This is a genomic window from Solibacillus sp. R5-41, from assembly GCF_002736105.1.
Classification (GTDB): domain Bacteria; phylum Bacillota; class Bacilli; order Bacillales_A; family Planococcaceae; genus Solibacillus.
On record NZ_CP024123.1, the window covers coordinates 4,204,697 to 4,220,416 of the forward strand.

Here is a 15,720-nt window from a genome sequence, read left to right on the forward strand (position 1 = left end):
TATTTGGTTCGAACAACCTTTGTCTGTTCCAAATAAAAAACCACCATTCCAACAAAAGTTGAAATAGTGGTTTTGCGCTTTGTGGGAAAGTTAATTGCTAAACCCAACGACCTACAATTGGGTAATTCCAATCTGAACCGGATAATGCCTTAAAAATGCCAATAACTGGTGCAATCCAGAAAATTGCCAAGAATATTAATAAGAATGGTAACCCAATTAATATAAATGAAAGTACTCCCGCAATGGCGATAAAAATACCAAAAATAACTTGGAATAATAACGCTTGCATCGAAATTCGTTTCACATCTTCTTCAGTACTTATTATGAAAAATAGAATCGGGACTAAAAAGGGAGCAAAAAATGCGCTTGCATGAATAATTACTTTTGACCATTTAGATTCCATTTGTATTCAACCTCACTTTGATTTAAATTAATTAATCCCGCAGTAACGGGCAGTATGACCCCTACTAATAGAAGTAATACCTAATTTACGTGTGGAACTTCAAAAAGATTCATAAATATAAGCTGAACAAAAATAAAAAATCTCGACTATGATCATCGAGATTTTTTATGTATTGCATCGTTAATAGGGACCTCGATCATCTGGATTATCCCCTTCTTGAGGAAACAGGAAATACGAGATGACTGCCGTTAAAATGGCTGCACCAATAGCAATAAACAACCGATTTTGTTCTGAAACTTCTTGATAATTATTCACCAACATAATATACGAGGCAATAGCAACGCCAATAGATAAGGGTAATACAAATTTTAAACGACCTTTATGAAACTTCATCATACAACGTCCTTTACTTGTAAATATAAGTTGTTTTTCCACCCTATATTTTACATTGTTTAAAATTAAAATACAAATGTCACTATTTTTCGCAACATATAGTAAAATAATACTGATTATCTTACTAAAAAGGCGTATTATGTTTATAACCGAGAAAATTATGAAACGAGGAAAACAATGGTTAATTGGTTCTCTAAATCATCTAAAGCTTCAAATCAAACATTTTTTGATCCTGCGAAATATTCTAATGAAGTTTATTTAGACATTTCCAAATACCCTGAGTTAAATAAGCAGCTACAACTATTGAAATTGACACGTGAGGATTTAGCAATCATTAAACAGCTTCAGCCCTATATACATGACATCATTCCTGTCATGATTGAACAATTTTATGGGGCTATTAGTTTGAGCCCTGATTTAGTAAAAATCATTAAAAACACCACGCAAATCGAGCGTTTAAAAGTAACATTAAATAAACATTTAGAAGATATCTTTAAATGTCGAATTGACTCTGCTTACATCGAAGAACGCAAAGTTATTGCACATGTTCATGTACGAATCGGATTAAAATCAAAATGGTATATTGCCTCATTCCAATCGTTGATGACGACATTTATTGATTTTATCCAAACGATAGATATGCCTTCACATGATATGGGACGTGCGATAAATGCATTTTCAAAATTAATTAACTTTGAGCAACAGCTCGTTATTGAGGCGTACGAGCTTGAAGAACAACGTATTCGCAATGAAGATGAGATAATTAAACAAAAGTTAATTGATCGTATTCAACGCACCGCAACAGAATTAAATAGCATCAGTGATGAAACAAATGCGTCGCTTCAAGAAATTGCAGGGCAAACAGAAGACATCACACTTGCTACAAAAGAAGGGCTGAATTTAGTAGCAGAAACTGAGGATAAATCCACTATTGGTACAACCCATCTCGCTACCCAAACAGCTCTGATGGTAACGGTATTAGATGGTGTAGATATTTTAGAGACTTCCATGGTGAATTTACGCCGTTCTTCTCAAAAAATTTCTGAAATTGTTGGTCTCGTTACAGGCATTGCCGATCAAACGAACTTACTTGCTTTAAATGCCTCGATTGAAGCAGCAAGGGCAGGCGAGCACGGGAAAGGTTTTGCAGTTGTCGCGGATGAAGTACGAAAACTTGCGGAAGAAACGAAAAATGCCGTGCAAAATGTTTCTCATCTCATTCAAGAAACCGAAGTAAATATTGAACAAATGTCCACTTCTGTTACGAGTGTTGATGAGCAAATAAAAATGAGTGTCGAAACACAAAAAAGTTTAGCGGACTCCTTTACATCCATTACCGAAGCGGTGTCAGGAATTAAATCAAAATATGAAGATACGACAGAGGATATCCAATCGATTTCTACTGTTATTACAGGCTTAACACAAACAGCTACACTTGTATCCACTTCATCTGATTCTTTGTTGCGCATTGTTCATGAATTACACGATTGACATAAGTTGCACGAAAACAAAAATTCACCACTTCGTTACTTTACGAAATGGTGAATTTTTGTCGTATATAATTAATACTTGCCGTAAAATTAGCCTCTTCTTTTTTTAGATAGTGCGCGTTTTGCTTTCCGATGTTCTTGACGAATGGGTCCAGTATCAAATAAATGTTTTTCAAAATCGGTGTTCGGTTCTACTGCTGGGATTTCTCTCGGTTTACCTTGTTCATCAATTGCTACCATCGTTACAAAGGATTCTGTCGTTAGTTTTTTAGAACCATTTTTAATATTTCGAGTAACAACTCGGACATACACTTCCATCGATGTACGCCCAGTGCCTGTTACAATCGCCTCCAACTCAATCATATCTCCTGCATATGCAGCCGAAACAAAATCAACCGAGTCAAAGGATGCTGTCACAACTTCCCCTTGTGCGTGTTTCATCGCTGCAATTGCCGCGATTTCATCAATATAAGCTAATACTTTCCCCCCAAAAATTGAATTATGATGATTTGTATCGGGTGGTAATACTAATCGCGTTTGAATTGTGCGGGAGTAACTCATTGGTAATACGGTATTCATCGTAAAACATCCTTTCCTTAATACGTTTCATGTTACTACTTTCTTTCGTTGGATCGTAGCCGTTCACTTAAAAGTTTAATTTCATTGTAATGAATTTTAAGTCTGTCATTTCTTCAATTGCATATTTAATACCTTCTCTACCATAGCCACTCATTTTTACGCCACCATACGGCATATTGTCTACACGGAAAGTCGGAATATCATTAATAATGACCGTACCCGCTTCCAACAAATCTGTGGCTCTCATTGCGTCAGTTAACACATTTGTATAAATTGCGGCATTTAATCCTAACTTCGATTCATTGATATATGCAATTGCTTCATCTAACGTTTCATAGGGGACGATCGAAACAATCGGTGCAAATGTTTCATCACATACAATTTTCATATGAGGCTGTACATTCGTCATAACAGTTGGCGTACATGTACGCGCTGTAAACTCCGCGCCTGTCTCAACAACCGCTCCCTCACTAACTGCCTGCTCAATCCAATTTTTTATGCGTGTAACTTCACCTGGATGAATCATTGCACTAACATCTGTATTTTCTTGAAGTGGATCACCTACGACAAGCCTTTTCGTCTCTTCTACAAATAGCTTCGTAAACTTTTCATAAATGGATTGGTGCACATAAATACGTTGCAATGAAATACAAACTTGTCCAGCAAATCCAAATGCACCACTCACGCAGCGTTTTATTATTTTTTCAAGCGGTGTCGAAGGCTCTACAATTAGCCCCGCATTTGAACCAAGCTCCAGCGTAATTTTGCGCAAGCCAACCTTTTCTTTCAGTTTTAACCCGACTGTGCCACTTCCTGTAAACGTTACTTTTTTAACGAGAGGATGCGTTACCAATCGATCACTTAATTCGCTTCCACTTCCTGTAACAATTTGTAGTGCGCCATCTGGTAAGCCTGCTTCCTTAAAAATTCCCGCCATTACAATTGAGCTTAATGGCGTTTGTGTAGCGGGTTTTAAAACTACCGTGTTGCCTACTGCAAAGGCAGGACCTAATTTATGTGCGATCAAGTTAAATGGAAAGTTAAACGGCGTAATCGCTGTAACTACACCTAGAGGGATACGCTTTGTATAACCGATTCGATCCGTCACACCTGGGGCTGCATCCATCGGTACCGTCTCCCCTGTCAATTGTTTAGCGGATTCAGCGGCGAACTGATACGTTGCAATTGTTCGATCGATTTCTACTAAGCCTGCCGCTATCGGTTTGGCTGCTTCCATTGCTAAAATTTCAGCAAGTTCTTGTTTTCTCTCTCTCATAATCGCAACAACTTTATATAAAATTTCAGCACGCTCATAGGCAGGGACATTTTTGAATGTCTGAAATACGTTATGAGCACCCACAATCGCACGCTCTACATCTGCCGGCTTTGCTTTTGCCACCTTTGCTATGACCTCGCCTGTATAAGGTGCGGTTAAGTTATAGTATTCTTTTGTATGTTCCCAAACTCCATTAATCCATAATTTTGTTTCTTTCATTTCAATTGCTCCTTTAATGCCGCTATTCCCTCTTTAGCTTCTATTTAGCGGAAGTTCCCCACTTTTATAGGCTGTTAGATAATTGCGGATTTTAAACTACCTTACAACCGGTGTCCTAAATATCCAGTAAAGTATCATTCATCTCTTATATAAAATTGTTTCACGTGAAAACAGAATTAACATATTTGGTATAGATTTCATAGACCACACTAATACCTGAAAGCTTCCTTTTGCATTCTCTCACGCCCTTAAAAGTATTATACGCTTATTTTTCTAAAGTGAATGACCTTTCTTCACATCAAAAAGACACGAAAAAGTATGATCCCCTACTTTTTCGTGCCTACTATTACTGTTTCAGTTGTTCGAGTTCCATTTTATTAAATGCACGAGAGCGAGATAAGAAGCGTTTCCCTTCCACTCCTTCAAGGGAAAACATGCCACCGCGCCCATCCACGACATCAATAATAATTTGTGTATGTTTCCAATAATCATATTGATTTTTGTGCATATAAAACGGACTCTCCCCAATATAGCCTAATAAAATATCCTGATTGCCAACGATTAAATCACCATCAGGGTAACACATCGGCGAGGAACCATCACAGCATCCACCTGATTGATGAAACATAACCGGACCATGGCGCTCTTTCAACTTGCCAATTAACGCTAATGCTGCATCGGTTGCCACAACACGTTCAACCAATTTTTGCACCTCCTCTCTTAGAAGAAGCCTAAGCGGTTTTCATCATAACTCACAAGTAAGTTTTTCGTTTGTTGGTAATGACCAAGCATCATCTTATGATTCTCACGCCCAACACCCGACATTTTATAGCCGCCAAATGCTGCATGTGCAGGATATGCGTGATAACAGTTTGTCCATACGCGTCCAGCTTGAATTCCACGTCCGAAGCGGTATGCAGTATTCATATCTCGCGTCCAAACACCTGAGCCTAGACCATACAATGTATCATTCGCAATTTCTAACGCTTCTTCCTTCGTTTTAAATGTCGTTACCGCTACAACGGGACCGAAAATCTCCTCTTGGAAAATACGCATTTTATTATTACCTTTAAACACAGTTGGCTTAATATAGTAGCCTTCTGCATAATCGCCACCTAGGTCATTTCTTTCACCACCGATTAAACATTCTGCGCCTTCTTCTTTTCCAATTTGTAAATAAGATTGGATTTTTTCCATCTGTTCAGAAGATGCTTGAGCGCCCATCATAGTGTTTGGATCCAGTGGGTTTCCTGTTTGAATCGCTTCTACACGCTTTAATACACGTTCCATAAATTTCTCATAAATCGACTCTTGAATAAGTGCACGAGATGGACATGTACATACTTCTCCCTGATTAAGTGCAAATAATACAAAGCCTTCTACTGCCTTATCTAAAAATGCATCGTCTGCATCCATAATGTCTTCAAAGAATATATTCGGGGATTTCCCACCAAGCTCTAATGTCGCAGGAATTAAATTTTGTGATGCGTATTGCATAATTAAGCGTCCCGTCGTCGTTTCACCAGTAAAGGCAATTTTACCGATACGCGGGCTTGATGCTAACGGTTTTCCAGCCTCTAAGCCGAAACCATTTACAATATTTAACACTCCAGGAGGTAATAAATCTCCAATTAACTCCGCTAATACTAAAATAGAAGTCGGTGTTTGCTCAGCCGGTTTAAGAACAACGCAGTTTCCAGCAGCTAGTGCTGGTGCTAGCTTCCATACTGCCATCAACAACGGGAAGTTCCAAGGGATAATCTGTCCGACTACACCAATTGGCTCATGGAAATGATAGGCAACCGTATTGTCATCTATCTGGCTAAGTGAGCCTTCTTGCGCTCTTAATACTCCAGCAAAATAACGGAAGTGATCAATCGCAAGTGGCAAATCGGCATTTAATGTTTCACGGATTGCTTTACCATTGTCCCAAGTTTCCGCAACGGCTAGCATTTCTAAATTTTGTTCGATACGATCCGCAATTTTTAACAAAATATTACTTCGCTCAGTAGCCGATGTAATTCCCCAAGCATCTTTTGCTGCATGAGCTGCATCTAAAGCTAATTCAATATCCGCTTCTGTTGAACGAGCAACTTTTGTGAATACTTTACCAGTTACTGGTGTAACGTTGTCAAAATACTCACCATTTGTCGGTGCAACCCATTCTCCACCAATAAAATTGTCATAGCGTTCCTTAAAATGTACGAGCGCACCTTCCGTATTTGGATTTGCATAAACGTTTGTCATTACATTAACCTCTGTCATTGAAAATTCTCCCCTTTGCCATAATATTTTGAGCAATACCTTCTAGTAGAGTGCCATTTACGCTGAAAAGAAGACTCTATGTAAAAGTATCTTCAATTACTATATTGTCAGAAAAGTAGAAAGATTTCAATTTTAAGCTTCACTTTTCCGAAAATTGTTTTTATCAATTACACCGAGGCGAATTTATGCGTCATTTATTGTATACTGAATGTATTCTAATAGTAGGTGAAAATTATGCGAATCAATAAATTTTTAGCAGAAACAGGTATCGTGTCTCGTCGTGGTGCAGATAAGTGGATTGAAGAAGGACGTATTTCAATTAATGGTGAACTTGCAACAATCGGAAGTCAGGTTACAGATGGCGATGATGTTTACGTTGACGGGAAACCGGTCAAAAAAGAGGAGCAACTCGTATATATTGTGCTGAATAAACCAGTCGGCATAACGAGTACAACAGAAAAACATATCCAAGGAAATGTTGTCGACTTCGTGAATCATCCATTGCGTATTTTCCATATTGGCCGTTTGGATAAAGATTCAGAAGGGTTATTATTACTGACTAATGATGGGGATATCGTCAACGAAATTCTTCGTGCTGAAAACCATCATGAAAAAGAATATGTCGTCCAAGTGGATCAGCCCATTTCAGAAGATTTCCTTCAAGAGATGCGCTCAGGTGTTGAAATTTTAGATACGAAAACTTTGCCATGTCGTGTAGAAAAAATCTCGTCCCATGTTTTCAAAATCATTTTAGAGCAAGGGTTAAACCGTCAAATTCGACGTATGTGTTCTGCGCTTGGCTATTCTGTAAAACGACTGCAACGTATACGCATCATGAACATTCGTATAGGCAATTTAAAAGTTGGCCAGTGGCGCGATTTAACTAATACAGAAAAAGATGAACTATTTACACTGCTAAACTATACACCAAAACAATAAAAATTTTGCTAGTTCTAATAAGCCCGTTTTACAACAATATTACTCGAATTAAAAAAGCCAAAACGCGATTTTAAATCTACGTTTTGGCTTTTTTACTTTAGGGACAGCCACAGTTTAACTTTTTCAGCAAAAGTCCTCCACTTCTATAAATGGCAGATGGATGCCAAGTATACCCTTAATTCAGTGGGGGTTCAAACCAGAACTGAATCAAGTTAAAGCCCCCGGCGGATATCACAGTTTTTTAGAGGAGTTTTCGAGCAAACTCGAAAAAATCTGGACGCAATTACGCCGAGGGGTAATTCATTTTTATAAACCACCTAAATAAGCTGCTTTTACTTCATCACTTTCCTGTAGCTCTTTTGCTGTTCCTGAAAGGACGATTTTCCCTGTTTCTAATACATAGGCACGATGCGCAACTGATAAGGCCATATTCGCATTTTGCTCAACTAATAGCACAGTTGTTCCTTCCTTGTTCACCATTTCAATAATGTTAAAGATATTTTTCACCATAAGCGGTGCAAGCCCCATTGACGGCTCATCCATAATGATTAGTTTCGGTTTAGCCATTAGTGCGCGTCCCATCGCCAACATTTGCTGCTCGCCACCAGATAACGTACCGGATTGCTGCTTACGACGTTCCAGTAAACGCGGGAATAACTCGTAAACATGCGCCATATCTTTTTTAATCCCGTCACGATCATTTCGTAAATAAGCACCAAGCTCCAAGTTTTCCTCTACCGTCATATTTGCAAATACTCGGCGACCTTCTGGTACATGTGAGATTCCTGCTTTTACAATAGATTGTGCCGCCTTGCCATCAATTGCTGAACCTAAATATTCAATCGACCCACGCTTTGGCTTTAATAGTCCAGAAATTGTTTTGAGTAATGTACTTTTTCCTGCACCATTCGCACCAATTAACGTTACAATTTCACCTTCATTTACTTCGAGGGAGATTCCTTTTAACGCTTGAATATTGCCGTAATACACGTCGATGTCATTCACTTTTAGCATATTATTCTGCAACCTCCTCACCAAGATACGCTTCAATTACCTTTGGGTTTGAACGAATTTCTGCTGGTGTTCCATCCGCAATTAATTGCCCATGATCCAACACATAGATTCGCTCACAAATTCCCATAACTAAGTTCATATCATGTTCTATCAGTAAAATCGTTAAGTTAAATTCCTTACGAACAAAGGAGATTAATTCCATTAAATCATGTGTTTCCTGAGGATTCATTCCTGCTGCTGGCTCATCTAGTAACAGCAGCTTTGGCCCTGCTGCAAGCGCACGTGCAATTTCTAAACGACGTTGCATCCCATACGGCAAGTTTTTGGCAAGTTCGTCACGGAAACTATCTAGACCAAATATTTTTAAAAATGCTAATGATTCCTCTTCCATTTTGGCCTCGCCTGAAAAATGATTTGGCAGGCGAAAAATACTCGATAATACATTATGTTTTGCGAGTCCGTGGTTCGCTACTTTTACGTTATCTAACACAGACAACTCTTTAAACAGTCGAATATTTTGGAATGTACGGCTAATTCCTTGTCTTGTTACTTTATAAGGGTCTAATCCACCAATCGATTTCCCATTAAATAGAACTGATCCTTCTGTCGGAGCATAGACACCCGTTAGCATATTAAATGTTGTCGTTTTACCAGCACCGTTCGGACCGATCAAACCAATTAGCTCTCCTTGATTCATGTACAAGTTCACATTTTGTACAGCCTTTAGTCCGCCAAATTGGATGCCTAGATTTTCAACTTTAAGAAGTGCACTCATATACGTGTCCCTCCCTTTTTCCCAAACTTAAAGAGGTGTGTAATCTCTTTCGTTCCCATCAACCCGGTTGGACGGTAAAGCATGACTAAAATTAAGACTAAAGAATAAATAATCATACGCGTCTCTGGGAAGCCTTGTAAGTAAGTAGAGATTGCCGTTAAGAAAATCGCCGCTATTACTGAACCGGATAAACTACCTAATCCACCTAGTACAACGAAAATTAAAATATCAAATGATTTTAAAAAGCCAAAAGCAGTTGGTTGGATAATATAGAAGTTATGCGCATAGATTGCACCTGCAACTCCTGCAAAGAAAGATCCAATCGTAAAGGCAATAACTTTATAGTAAGTTGTATTAATTCCCATCGCATCGGCCGCTATTTCATCTTCACGAACGGCTATACATGCACGTCCATGGCGTGATTTTGTAAAATTAGAAATGACTAATATCGTAATAAATACACCAAAGAATGCATATGTCCAAGTGGATTGATGCGTCACTTGCATTCCCGCTGCGCCACCAACATAATCAATATTGACAAACACAATACGAATGATTTCTGCAAATCCTAAAGTTGCAATTGCTAAATAGTCCCCCTTTAAACGTAAGGACGGAATTCCTACTAAAAGACCCGCAAGTGCTGAAACAACAGCTCCTATTAAAATCGCTGTAACGAACGGCATCCCGAATTTCATTGTACAAATTGCGGAAATATAAGCACCTACAGCTAAAAAACCTGCATGACCAATTGAGAATTGACCTGTTATTCCGATAACAACATGTAAACTAACTGCTAGCATAATATTAATACACATCGTAATTAACATGTTTTGGCTAGCATAACTAACCATATTCCCACTAATTAAAAATTGAACGACTGCATAGATTACTAGCGCTAGTGCGAGATAACTCCAAAAAACTTTTGACTTTTTCATACGCTATCCACCTACACTTTCTCTCGAGCATTTTTACCGAAAATACCCGATGGTCGTATAATTAAAATAAGTATTAAAATAACAAATGCCGCTGCATCGCGCCATAAAGAGTAGCCTAATGCGGATACGATTGTTTCTACCACACCTAGTACTAAACCGCCGACCATCGCACCTGGAATAATTCCAATTCCACCAAGTACGGCTGCAATGAACGCTTTAATCCCTGGTAAAACCCCCATCAACGGGTCAATACGCGTATAATAAATACCGAAAATTACGCCTGCTGCACCTGCTAATGCTGAACCAATTGCAAATGTTGCCGAAATGGTATTATCAACGTTAATACCCATTAATCGCGCTGCGTCTGCATCATGAGATACTGCACGCATGGCTTTCCCGATTTTTGTTTTATGAACGATAAATTGTAATAAAATCATTAAGAAAATAGAAACGGATAAAATTAAAATAGATTGCGTACTAATTTTTACACCTAAAATTTCAAAATTACTCGTTTCAAAGATTGTTGGATAAGCGGATGGTGACGCTCCTCGGAAGAAGATAACCGTATATTCAATTAGTAATGAAACCCCGATTGCTGTAATTAAAGCCGCTATGCGCGTTGCATTTCTTAAACGCTTATAAGCAACACGCTCAATAATAACTCCAATAACTGCGCATAAAATCATAGCTAAAATCAAAGCTAGAAAGACGTTCATTTCCCAACGTGCGATCGCATAAAAGCCAATAAAGGCACCGAGCATAAATACGTCACCGTGTGCGAAGTTGATTAATTTAATTATCCCGTATACCATCGTATAGCCCAGTGCAATAAGCGCATAGATACTACCGAGTGAAATACCATTGACAAGCTGTTGGATCCATTCCATAAATTTCACTCCTTTTTGTGTATGATGAAATATGACACTATAAGAAAACTGAACCGTTCTAATCCACTAAAAAAAGGAGGGCTAGTTCGCCCCCCTACTTGTTAAGAACTTAAGGATTAACTTTAGAGTTGAACTGTTGTTTACCATTTACGAATTCCAAAACCGTTGCAGATTTTACTGGGTTATGGAATTCATCTACTGTGAAGGTACCTGTAATTAAACTTAAGTCTTTTGTTGCAGCAAGTTGTTTTTGAATCGCTTCACTCGTAATGTCACCATCTACACGTTTAATCGCATCAACAATGAAATAAATTGAATCATAGCCTAATGCGTGGAATGCGTTTGGTGCTTCATTATATTCTCCTTTAAATGCTTCAACGAATTTTTGAATGTTCGCATCAGGGTCCTCAGAAGAATAGTGATTTGTAATATACGTGTTATTTAAGGCTTCAGCACCCGCTAAATCAACTAACGTTGGAGAATCCCAACCATCTGCCCCCATTAACGGGACATCAATGCCAAGATCACGGGCTTGCTTAACAATTAAGCCTACCTCTTCGTAATAACCTGGGATAAAGATGAAGTCAGGGTTTTTCCCTTTAATATTTGTTAATGTCGATTTGAAATCAACGTCTTTTGCTACATATGCTTCTTCAGCAACGACCGTACCGCCATTTGCTACCACCGTTTCTTTAAATGAAGCAGCTAAGCCTTTTGCATAATCTGATGCATTGTCAGCAAAAATTGCAACATTTTTAGCACCTAAATCTTTCGTTGCGAAATTAGCTGCCACTGTTCCTTGGAATGGATCGATAAAGCATGTACGGAACGCATATTCATTTACTGTCCCATTTTCATTTACCGTTACATTTGGTGAAGTACCTGATCCTGTTACCATTGGCACTTTATATTTATTTGCAATTTCAACTGTCGCTACGGAGTTACCAGAAGTAGCTGGTGCAAGCATTGCTACTACTTTTTCTTTTTCAGCTAAACGAATTGCGGCTGTCGTTGCTTCAGAGTTTTCCGATTTATTATCAACTGTAATTAATTCAAGCTTTTTACCGTCAATACCGCCAGCTGCATTAATTTCTTCAATGGCAAGTTTTGCACCATCACCAATTGAAGAACCATAGGATGCTACACCCCCTGATAATTCTAAGTTAGCACCAATTTTAATTACATCTGATGCGGAATTACCACTTCCACCCGAAGAGCTTGTATCACCGTCCGTATTACATCCTGCTAAAGCACCTGTCAGTAAAGCTGTTGCCATAAAAAGAGAGCCATACTTTTTCATTTTGTTTTTGTGTGTCATTGTTATTCCCCCTAAACACTTTAGTTGTTAGATATTTCAGATAATTATACCGAACATCTAGTACCTTCACAATCTATTTTTTAAATTTTCAGAATAAAAAAGGTATGACCTTTGACACTGAATTATTCTAACTTCTGTATTGTAAGGGAAACTTTATTTTTAGTCTAGTGTGATTTTTCTGTAAATTTAGTATTTTCTAATTAATTTCAATTTATTCTTACTACTTTTGTAGTTTTTCCAATACAAGGCATCAATTTCATTTAGGGCATTCGAAATACGACAATCCGTTCATTCTCATTTTTTTCATTCATCAATTTGATTTCTATAAGAAAATTTAATGCTAATTCCTGCTGTAAATAAAGCATGTACTCTGGCGCGGGATAATATAAAATAACATCTACTACACGCTTTTTTCGTTCAATTGAATCAAAGATATGGTTCATCACCTGTCGAAAAACATGAATAGAAAATGGATTAAAAAAGAAAAATACATTGTCCTTGTCTGCTATTTTATAGGTTTCTGCTAGCTTATTAATAAATTGAATGGACTCACCTTTTCTTTTGAACTTCTTTAAATATTGCTCGCGGTTATGCTCAGCCTCTACAAAAAACTTTTGGTCCATCTCAATTCCTACTACTGGTATTTGAAATTGATGGTGGATATAAATCGGCACACGGCCTTTCCCGCATCCGATATCTACTAAACATGCATTTTCAGGTAATATGTAGTGCTCAAATAATTGTTCTAATCCGCTGTATGGGGTCGGCTCATAGCGATGGTACTGGGCTAACTTTGGAAAACCATACTGATTGCCCGATGTATTAATATTTAGTAACTTTTCATACTGCTGCTCATTCATTTAATCATTCCTATTCTTTTGCCATTTTTTGCTCATGCATAAGCAGCCATTCTTTACGCCATAGACCGCCAGCATAACCCGTTAGTTTGCCATTTGCTCCAATAATTCGATGGCATGGCACAATAATACTTATTGGATTTTTTCCATTCGTTGTTCCTACTGCACGTACAGCCTTTTCATTGCCTACTTTAATTGCAATATCTTTATAAGATTCGGTTTTGGCAAAAGGTACCGTCGTTAAAGCAGTCCAAACACTTTTCTGAAAGTCTGTGCCATACATTTCATATGGAACGGTAAATTTCGTACGCTCGCCGTTAAAATATTGTATTAGTTGTTCATAGCAATCTTTCAATACAGTCGGTGTTTCGCTTGTTTGCTCATGGATTGTTTCTTCTCGATCAACAAATAACACCGCTGTAATTGCGTTCTCTGTGCTCGTAATTTCAACCATTCCTAGTGGTGATGAAACATCTAATCGATACATATATTCCCCTCGGTTTTAAATAAGATTATTCTGCTAAATTTCTGTTCATTAATATACAGATTATGCAATAGAATGGCATGTCTCGTACCAAATAATACGGCAGTTTTCTTCGTTTATACAAAAAAGAGAACCTTTTATCATTATTTGATTAAAGGTTCCCTTTATTTTACTATGAATTAGTTTTTGTGTAAGCCTAATGTTTCAGCAGTTGAAGCATGAATTTGTTCAATAAGCTCTGGATTTTCGCCAAGTTTCTTGCCATATGAAGGAATCATTTCTTTAATCTTTGGTTCCCAATTTTTAACTTCCTCTGGGAAACATTGTTTGATTACCTTTATCATAACCGAAACTGCTGTTGAAGCACCTGGAGATGCACCAAGTAATGCGGCAATTGAACCATCGTGTGCACTTACAACTTCTGTACCGAATTGTAATGTACCTTTACCTGCGGCTGTATCTTTAATTACTTGTACGCGTTGACCAGCTACAATAACTTCCCAATCTTCACTTTTCGCTCCTGGAACGAAATTACGTAATTCTTCAACACGTTTTTCTTTTGATAATAATACTTGACCGATTAAATAACTTGTTAAGTCCATGTTTTTCGCACCACAAGCTAATAATGTAACTAAGTTATGCGGTTTTACAGTTGCGATTAAGTCCATGTTTGAGCCCGTTTTTAAGAATTTAGGTGAGAATCCAGCAAATGGACCGAATAATAATGATTTTTTACCATCGATATAACGTGTATCCAAGTGAGGTACTGACATTGGTGGTGCACCAACTGCCGCTTTACCGTACACTTTTGCATGATGTTGTTCGACGATTTCTTGATTGTTACATACTAAGAATAGACCACTAATAGGGAATCCACCGATGTGCTTACTTTCAGGGATACCTGTTTTTTGTAGTAACTCTAAGCTACCACCACCAGCACCTAAGAATACAAACTTAGCTGAATGATACTCCATTTTGTGGGTTTCTTTGTCATGTACTTTCACTTCCCAAGTACCATCAGGCATGCGTTTTAAACCTTTAACGCTATGGTTATAATTCACATTTACATCTTGGTTTTGTAAATTCGTGATTAACATACGTGTTAATGAACCGAAATTTACATCCGTACCTGAATCGATTTTTGTAGCAGCAATCGGTTCACTTGATTTACGGCCGTTCATAATTAATGGAATCCATTGTTTTAATGTCGCAGGATCCTCTGAAAATTCCATTCCTTTGAATAGTGGATTTCCAATCATTGTTTCATGACGCTTTTTTAAATACTCAACATTTTTCTCACCTTGAACCATACTCATATGAGGTATTGGCATAATAAAATCTTGAGGATTTTTAATTTGTTTGTTTTTCACAAGATGGGACCAAAATTGTAGTGAATCTTGGAATTGTTCATTTACTGCAATTGCTTTTGTAATATCAATAGAGCCATCTGACTTTTCACTTGTATAGTTAAGCTCACATAATGCAGCATGACCTGTACCTGCATTGTTTAATTCGTGAGAGCTTTCCTCGCCTGCTTTACCTAACTGCTCAAATACTGTGATTTTCCAATCGGGTGCTAATTCTTTAAGCATTGTACCTAAAGTCGCACTCATAATACCGGCACCAATTAAGATAACGTCTGATTTAATATGCTTGTTACTCATATTTACCTTCCCTTATATATATATTACGATTTGCAGAAATAATGTAAGCGCTCACTTAAATGTTCGACTATATAAATGGTTGCGCCTATTTTTCTTTCTGTATCATTTTTTAACTCATTGTAGTGTAACACAATTGTGAAAAGATTAAAATATATTCGAGTTGGCTTAGTACTAAGCTATTGAAAAGGTTACTAATTTCAAGAAATCTCTAACAATTGTGAG

General features: G+C 37.7%; 16 protein-coding genes. 2 read left to right on the plus strand and 14 right to left on the minus strand.

What is annotated here, in order from left to right:
• Nucleotides 1-97: 97 nt before the first annotated feature.
• Both CSE16_RS20840 and CSE16_RS20845 read right to left on the minus strand, forming a co-directional pair.
• Entirely contained in the window at nucleotides 98-403 is a 306-nt protein-coding gene (locus tag CSE16_RS20840) for a magnetosome magnetite crystal formation protein family (RefSeq protein WP_099425631.1), read from the minus strand.
• 180 nt (nucleotides 404-583) lie between these two features.
• Nucleotides 584-796: an acyltransferase gene (locus CSE16_RS20845; protein ID WP_099425632.1), complete on the minus strand. Its 213-nt coding sequence runs from the start codon at nucleotides 794-796 to the stop codon at nucleotides 584-586.
• A 177-nt stretch (nucleotides 797-973) separates the two neighbouring features.
• Here CSE16_RS20845 and CSE16_RS20850 point away from each other — a divergent pair, with 177 nt between their 5' ends.
• Complete coding sequence (locus CSE16_RS20850; RefSeq protein WP_099425633.1) at nucleotides 974-2,287, plus strand: globin-coupled sensor protein; 1,314 nt, start codon at nucleotides 974-976, stop codon at nucleotides 2,285-2,287.
• 89 nt (nucleotides 2,288-2,376) lie between these two features.
• Here CSE16_RS20850 and CSE16_RS20855 read toward each other — a convergent pair whose 3' ends face one another.
• The 4 genes from CSE16_RS20855 to adh form a co-directional block, all read right to left on the minus strand.
• Complete coding sequence (locus tag CSE16_RS20855) at nucleotides 2,377-2,865, minus strand: acyl-CoA thioesterase (RefSeq protein ID WP_099425634.1); 489 nt, start codon at nucleotides 2,863-2,865, stop codon at nucleotides 2,377-2,379.
• Between the two features lie 67 nt (nucleotides 2,866-2,932).
• On the minus strand, nucleotides 2,933-4,360 hold the full coding sequence (locus CSE16_RS20860) for an aldehyde dehydrogenase family protein (protein WP_099425635.1): 1,428 nt from the start codon (nucleotides 4,358-4,360) through the stop codon (nucleotides 2,933-2,935).
• Between the two features lie 346 nt (nucleotides 4,361-4,706).
• Nucleotides 4,707-5,063: a DUF779 domain-containing protein gene (locus tag CSE16_RS20865; RefSeq protein ID WP_099425636.1), complete on the minus strand. Its 357-nt coding sequence runs from the start codon at nucleotides 5,061-5,063 to the stop codon at nucleotides 4,707-4,709.
• Nucleotides 5,064-5,080: 17 nt separating this feature from the next.
• Nucleotides 5,081-6,607, minus strand: a complete 1,527-nt coding sequence (gene adh / locus CSE16_RS20870) for an aldehyde dehydrogenase (protein ID WP_099425903.1) — start codon at nucleotides 6,605-6,607, stop codon at nucleotides 5,081-5,083.
• Nucleotides 6,608-6,859: 252 nt separating this feature from the next.
• Between adh and CSE16_RS20875 the strand changes: the two genes are divergently transcribed.
• The gene (locus CSE16_RS20875) at nucleotides 6,860-7,564 is read left to right on the plus strand and encodes a pseudouridine synthase (protein WP_099425637.1); all 705 of its coding nucleotides are present in this window, start codon (nucleotides 6,860-6,862) and stop codon (nucleotides 7,562-7,564) included.
• Between the two features lie 306 nt (nucleotides 7,565-7,870).
• Here CSE16_RS20875 and CSE16_RS20880 read toward each other — a convergent pair whose 3' ends face one another.
• The 8 genes from CSE16_RS20880 to CSE16_RS20915 form a co-directional block, all read right to left on the minus strand.
• Nucleotides 7,871-8,578 carry an ABC transporter ATP-binding protein gene (locus CSE16_RS20880; protein ID WP_099425638.1) on the minus strand — a complete coding sequence of 236 codons (708 nt, stop codon included), beginning with the start codon at nucleotides 8,576-8,578 and terminating at the stop codon, nucleotides 7,871-7,873.
• A 1-nt stretch (nucleotide 8,579) separates the two neighbouring features.
• Nucleotides 8,580-9,353, minus strand: coding sequence for an ABC transporter ATP-binding protein (locus CSE16_RS20885; RefSeq protein ID WP_099425639.1), 774 nt, complete (start codon nucleotides 9,351-9,353; stop codon nucleotides 8,580-8,582).
• Nucleotides 9,350-10,288: a branched-chain amino acid ABC transporter permease gene (locus tag CSE16_RS20890; protein ID WP_099425640.1), complete on the minus strand. Its 939-nt coding sequence runs from the start codon at nucleotides 10,286-10,288 to the stop codon at nucleotides 9,350-9,352. The genes CSE16_RS20885 and CSE16_RS20890 overlap by 4 nt, the downstream gene beginning before the upstream one ends.
• An 11-nt stretch (nucleotides 10,289-10,299) precedes the next feature.
• Complete coding sequence (locus tag CSE16_RS20895; protein ID WP_099425641.1) at nucleotides 10,300-11,175, minus strand: branched-chain amino acid ABC transporter permease; 876 nt, start codon at nucleotides 11,173-11,175, stop codon at nucleotides 10,300-10,302.
• Between the two features lie 109 nt (nucleotides 11,176-11,284).
• The gene (locus CSE16_RS20900) at nucleotides 11,285-12,493 is read right to left on the minus strand and encodes an ABC transporter substrate-binding protein (RefSeq protein WP_099425642.1); all 1,209 of its coding nucleotides are present in this window, start codon (nucleotides 12,491-12,493) and stop codon (nucleotides 11,285-11,287) included.
• A 260-nt stretch (nucleotides 12,494-12,753) separates the two neighbouring features.
• Nucleotides 12,754-13,353: a class I SAM-dependent methyltransferase gene (locus CSE16_RS20905; RefSeq protein WP_099425643.1), complete on the minus strand. Its 600-nt coding sequence runs from the start codon at nucleotides 13,351-13,353 to the stop codon at nucleotides 12,754-12,756.
• Nucleotides 13,354-13,363: 10 nt separating this feature from the next.
• Nucleotides 13,364-13,837 (minus strand): methylated-DNA--[protein]-cysteine S-methyltransferase, encoded by a 474-nt coding sequence (locus tag CSE16_RS20910; protein WP_099425644.1) that lies wholly within the window; start codon nucleotides 13,835-13,837, stop codon nucleotides 13,364-13,366.
• A 176-nt stretch (nucleotides 13,838-14,013) separates the two neighbouring features.
• The gene (locus CSE16_RS20915; protein WP_099425645.1) at nucleotides 14,014-15,498 is read right to left on the minus strand and encodes a malate:quinone oxidoreductase; all 1,485 of its coding nucleotides are present in this window, start codon (nucleotides 15,496-15,498) and stop codon (nucleotides 14,014-14,016) included.
• Between the last annotated feature and the right edge of the window lie 222 nt (nucleotides 15,499-15,720).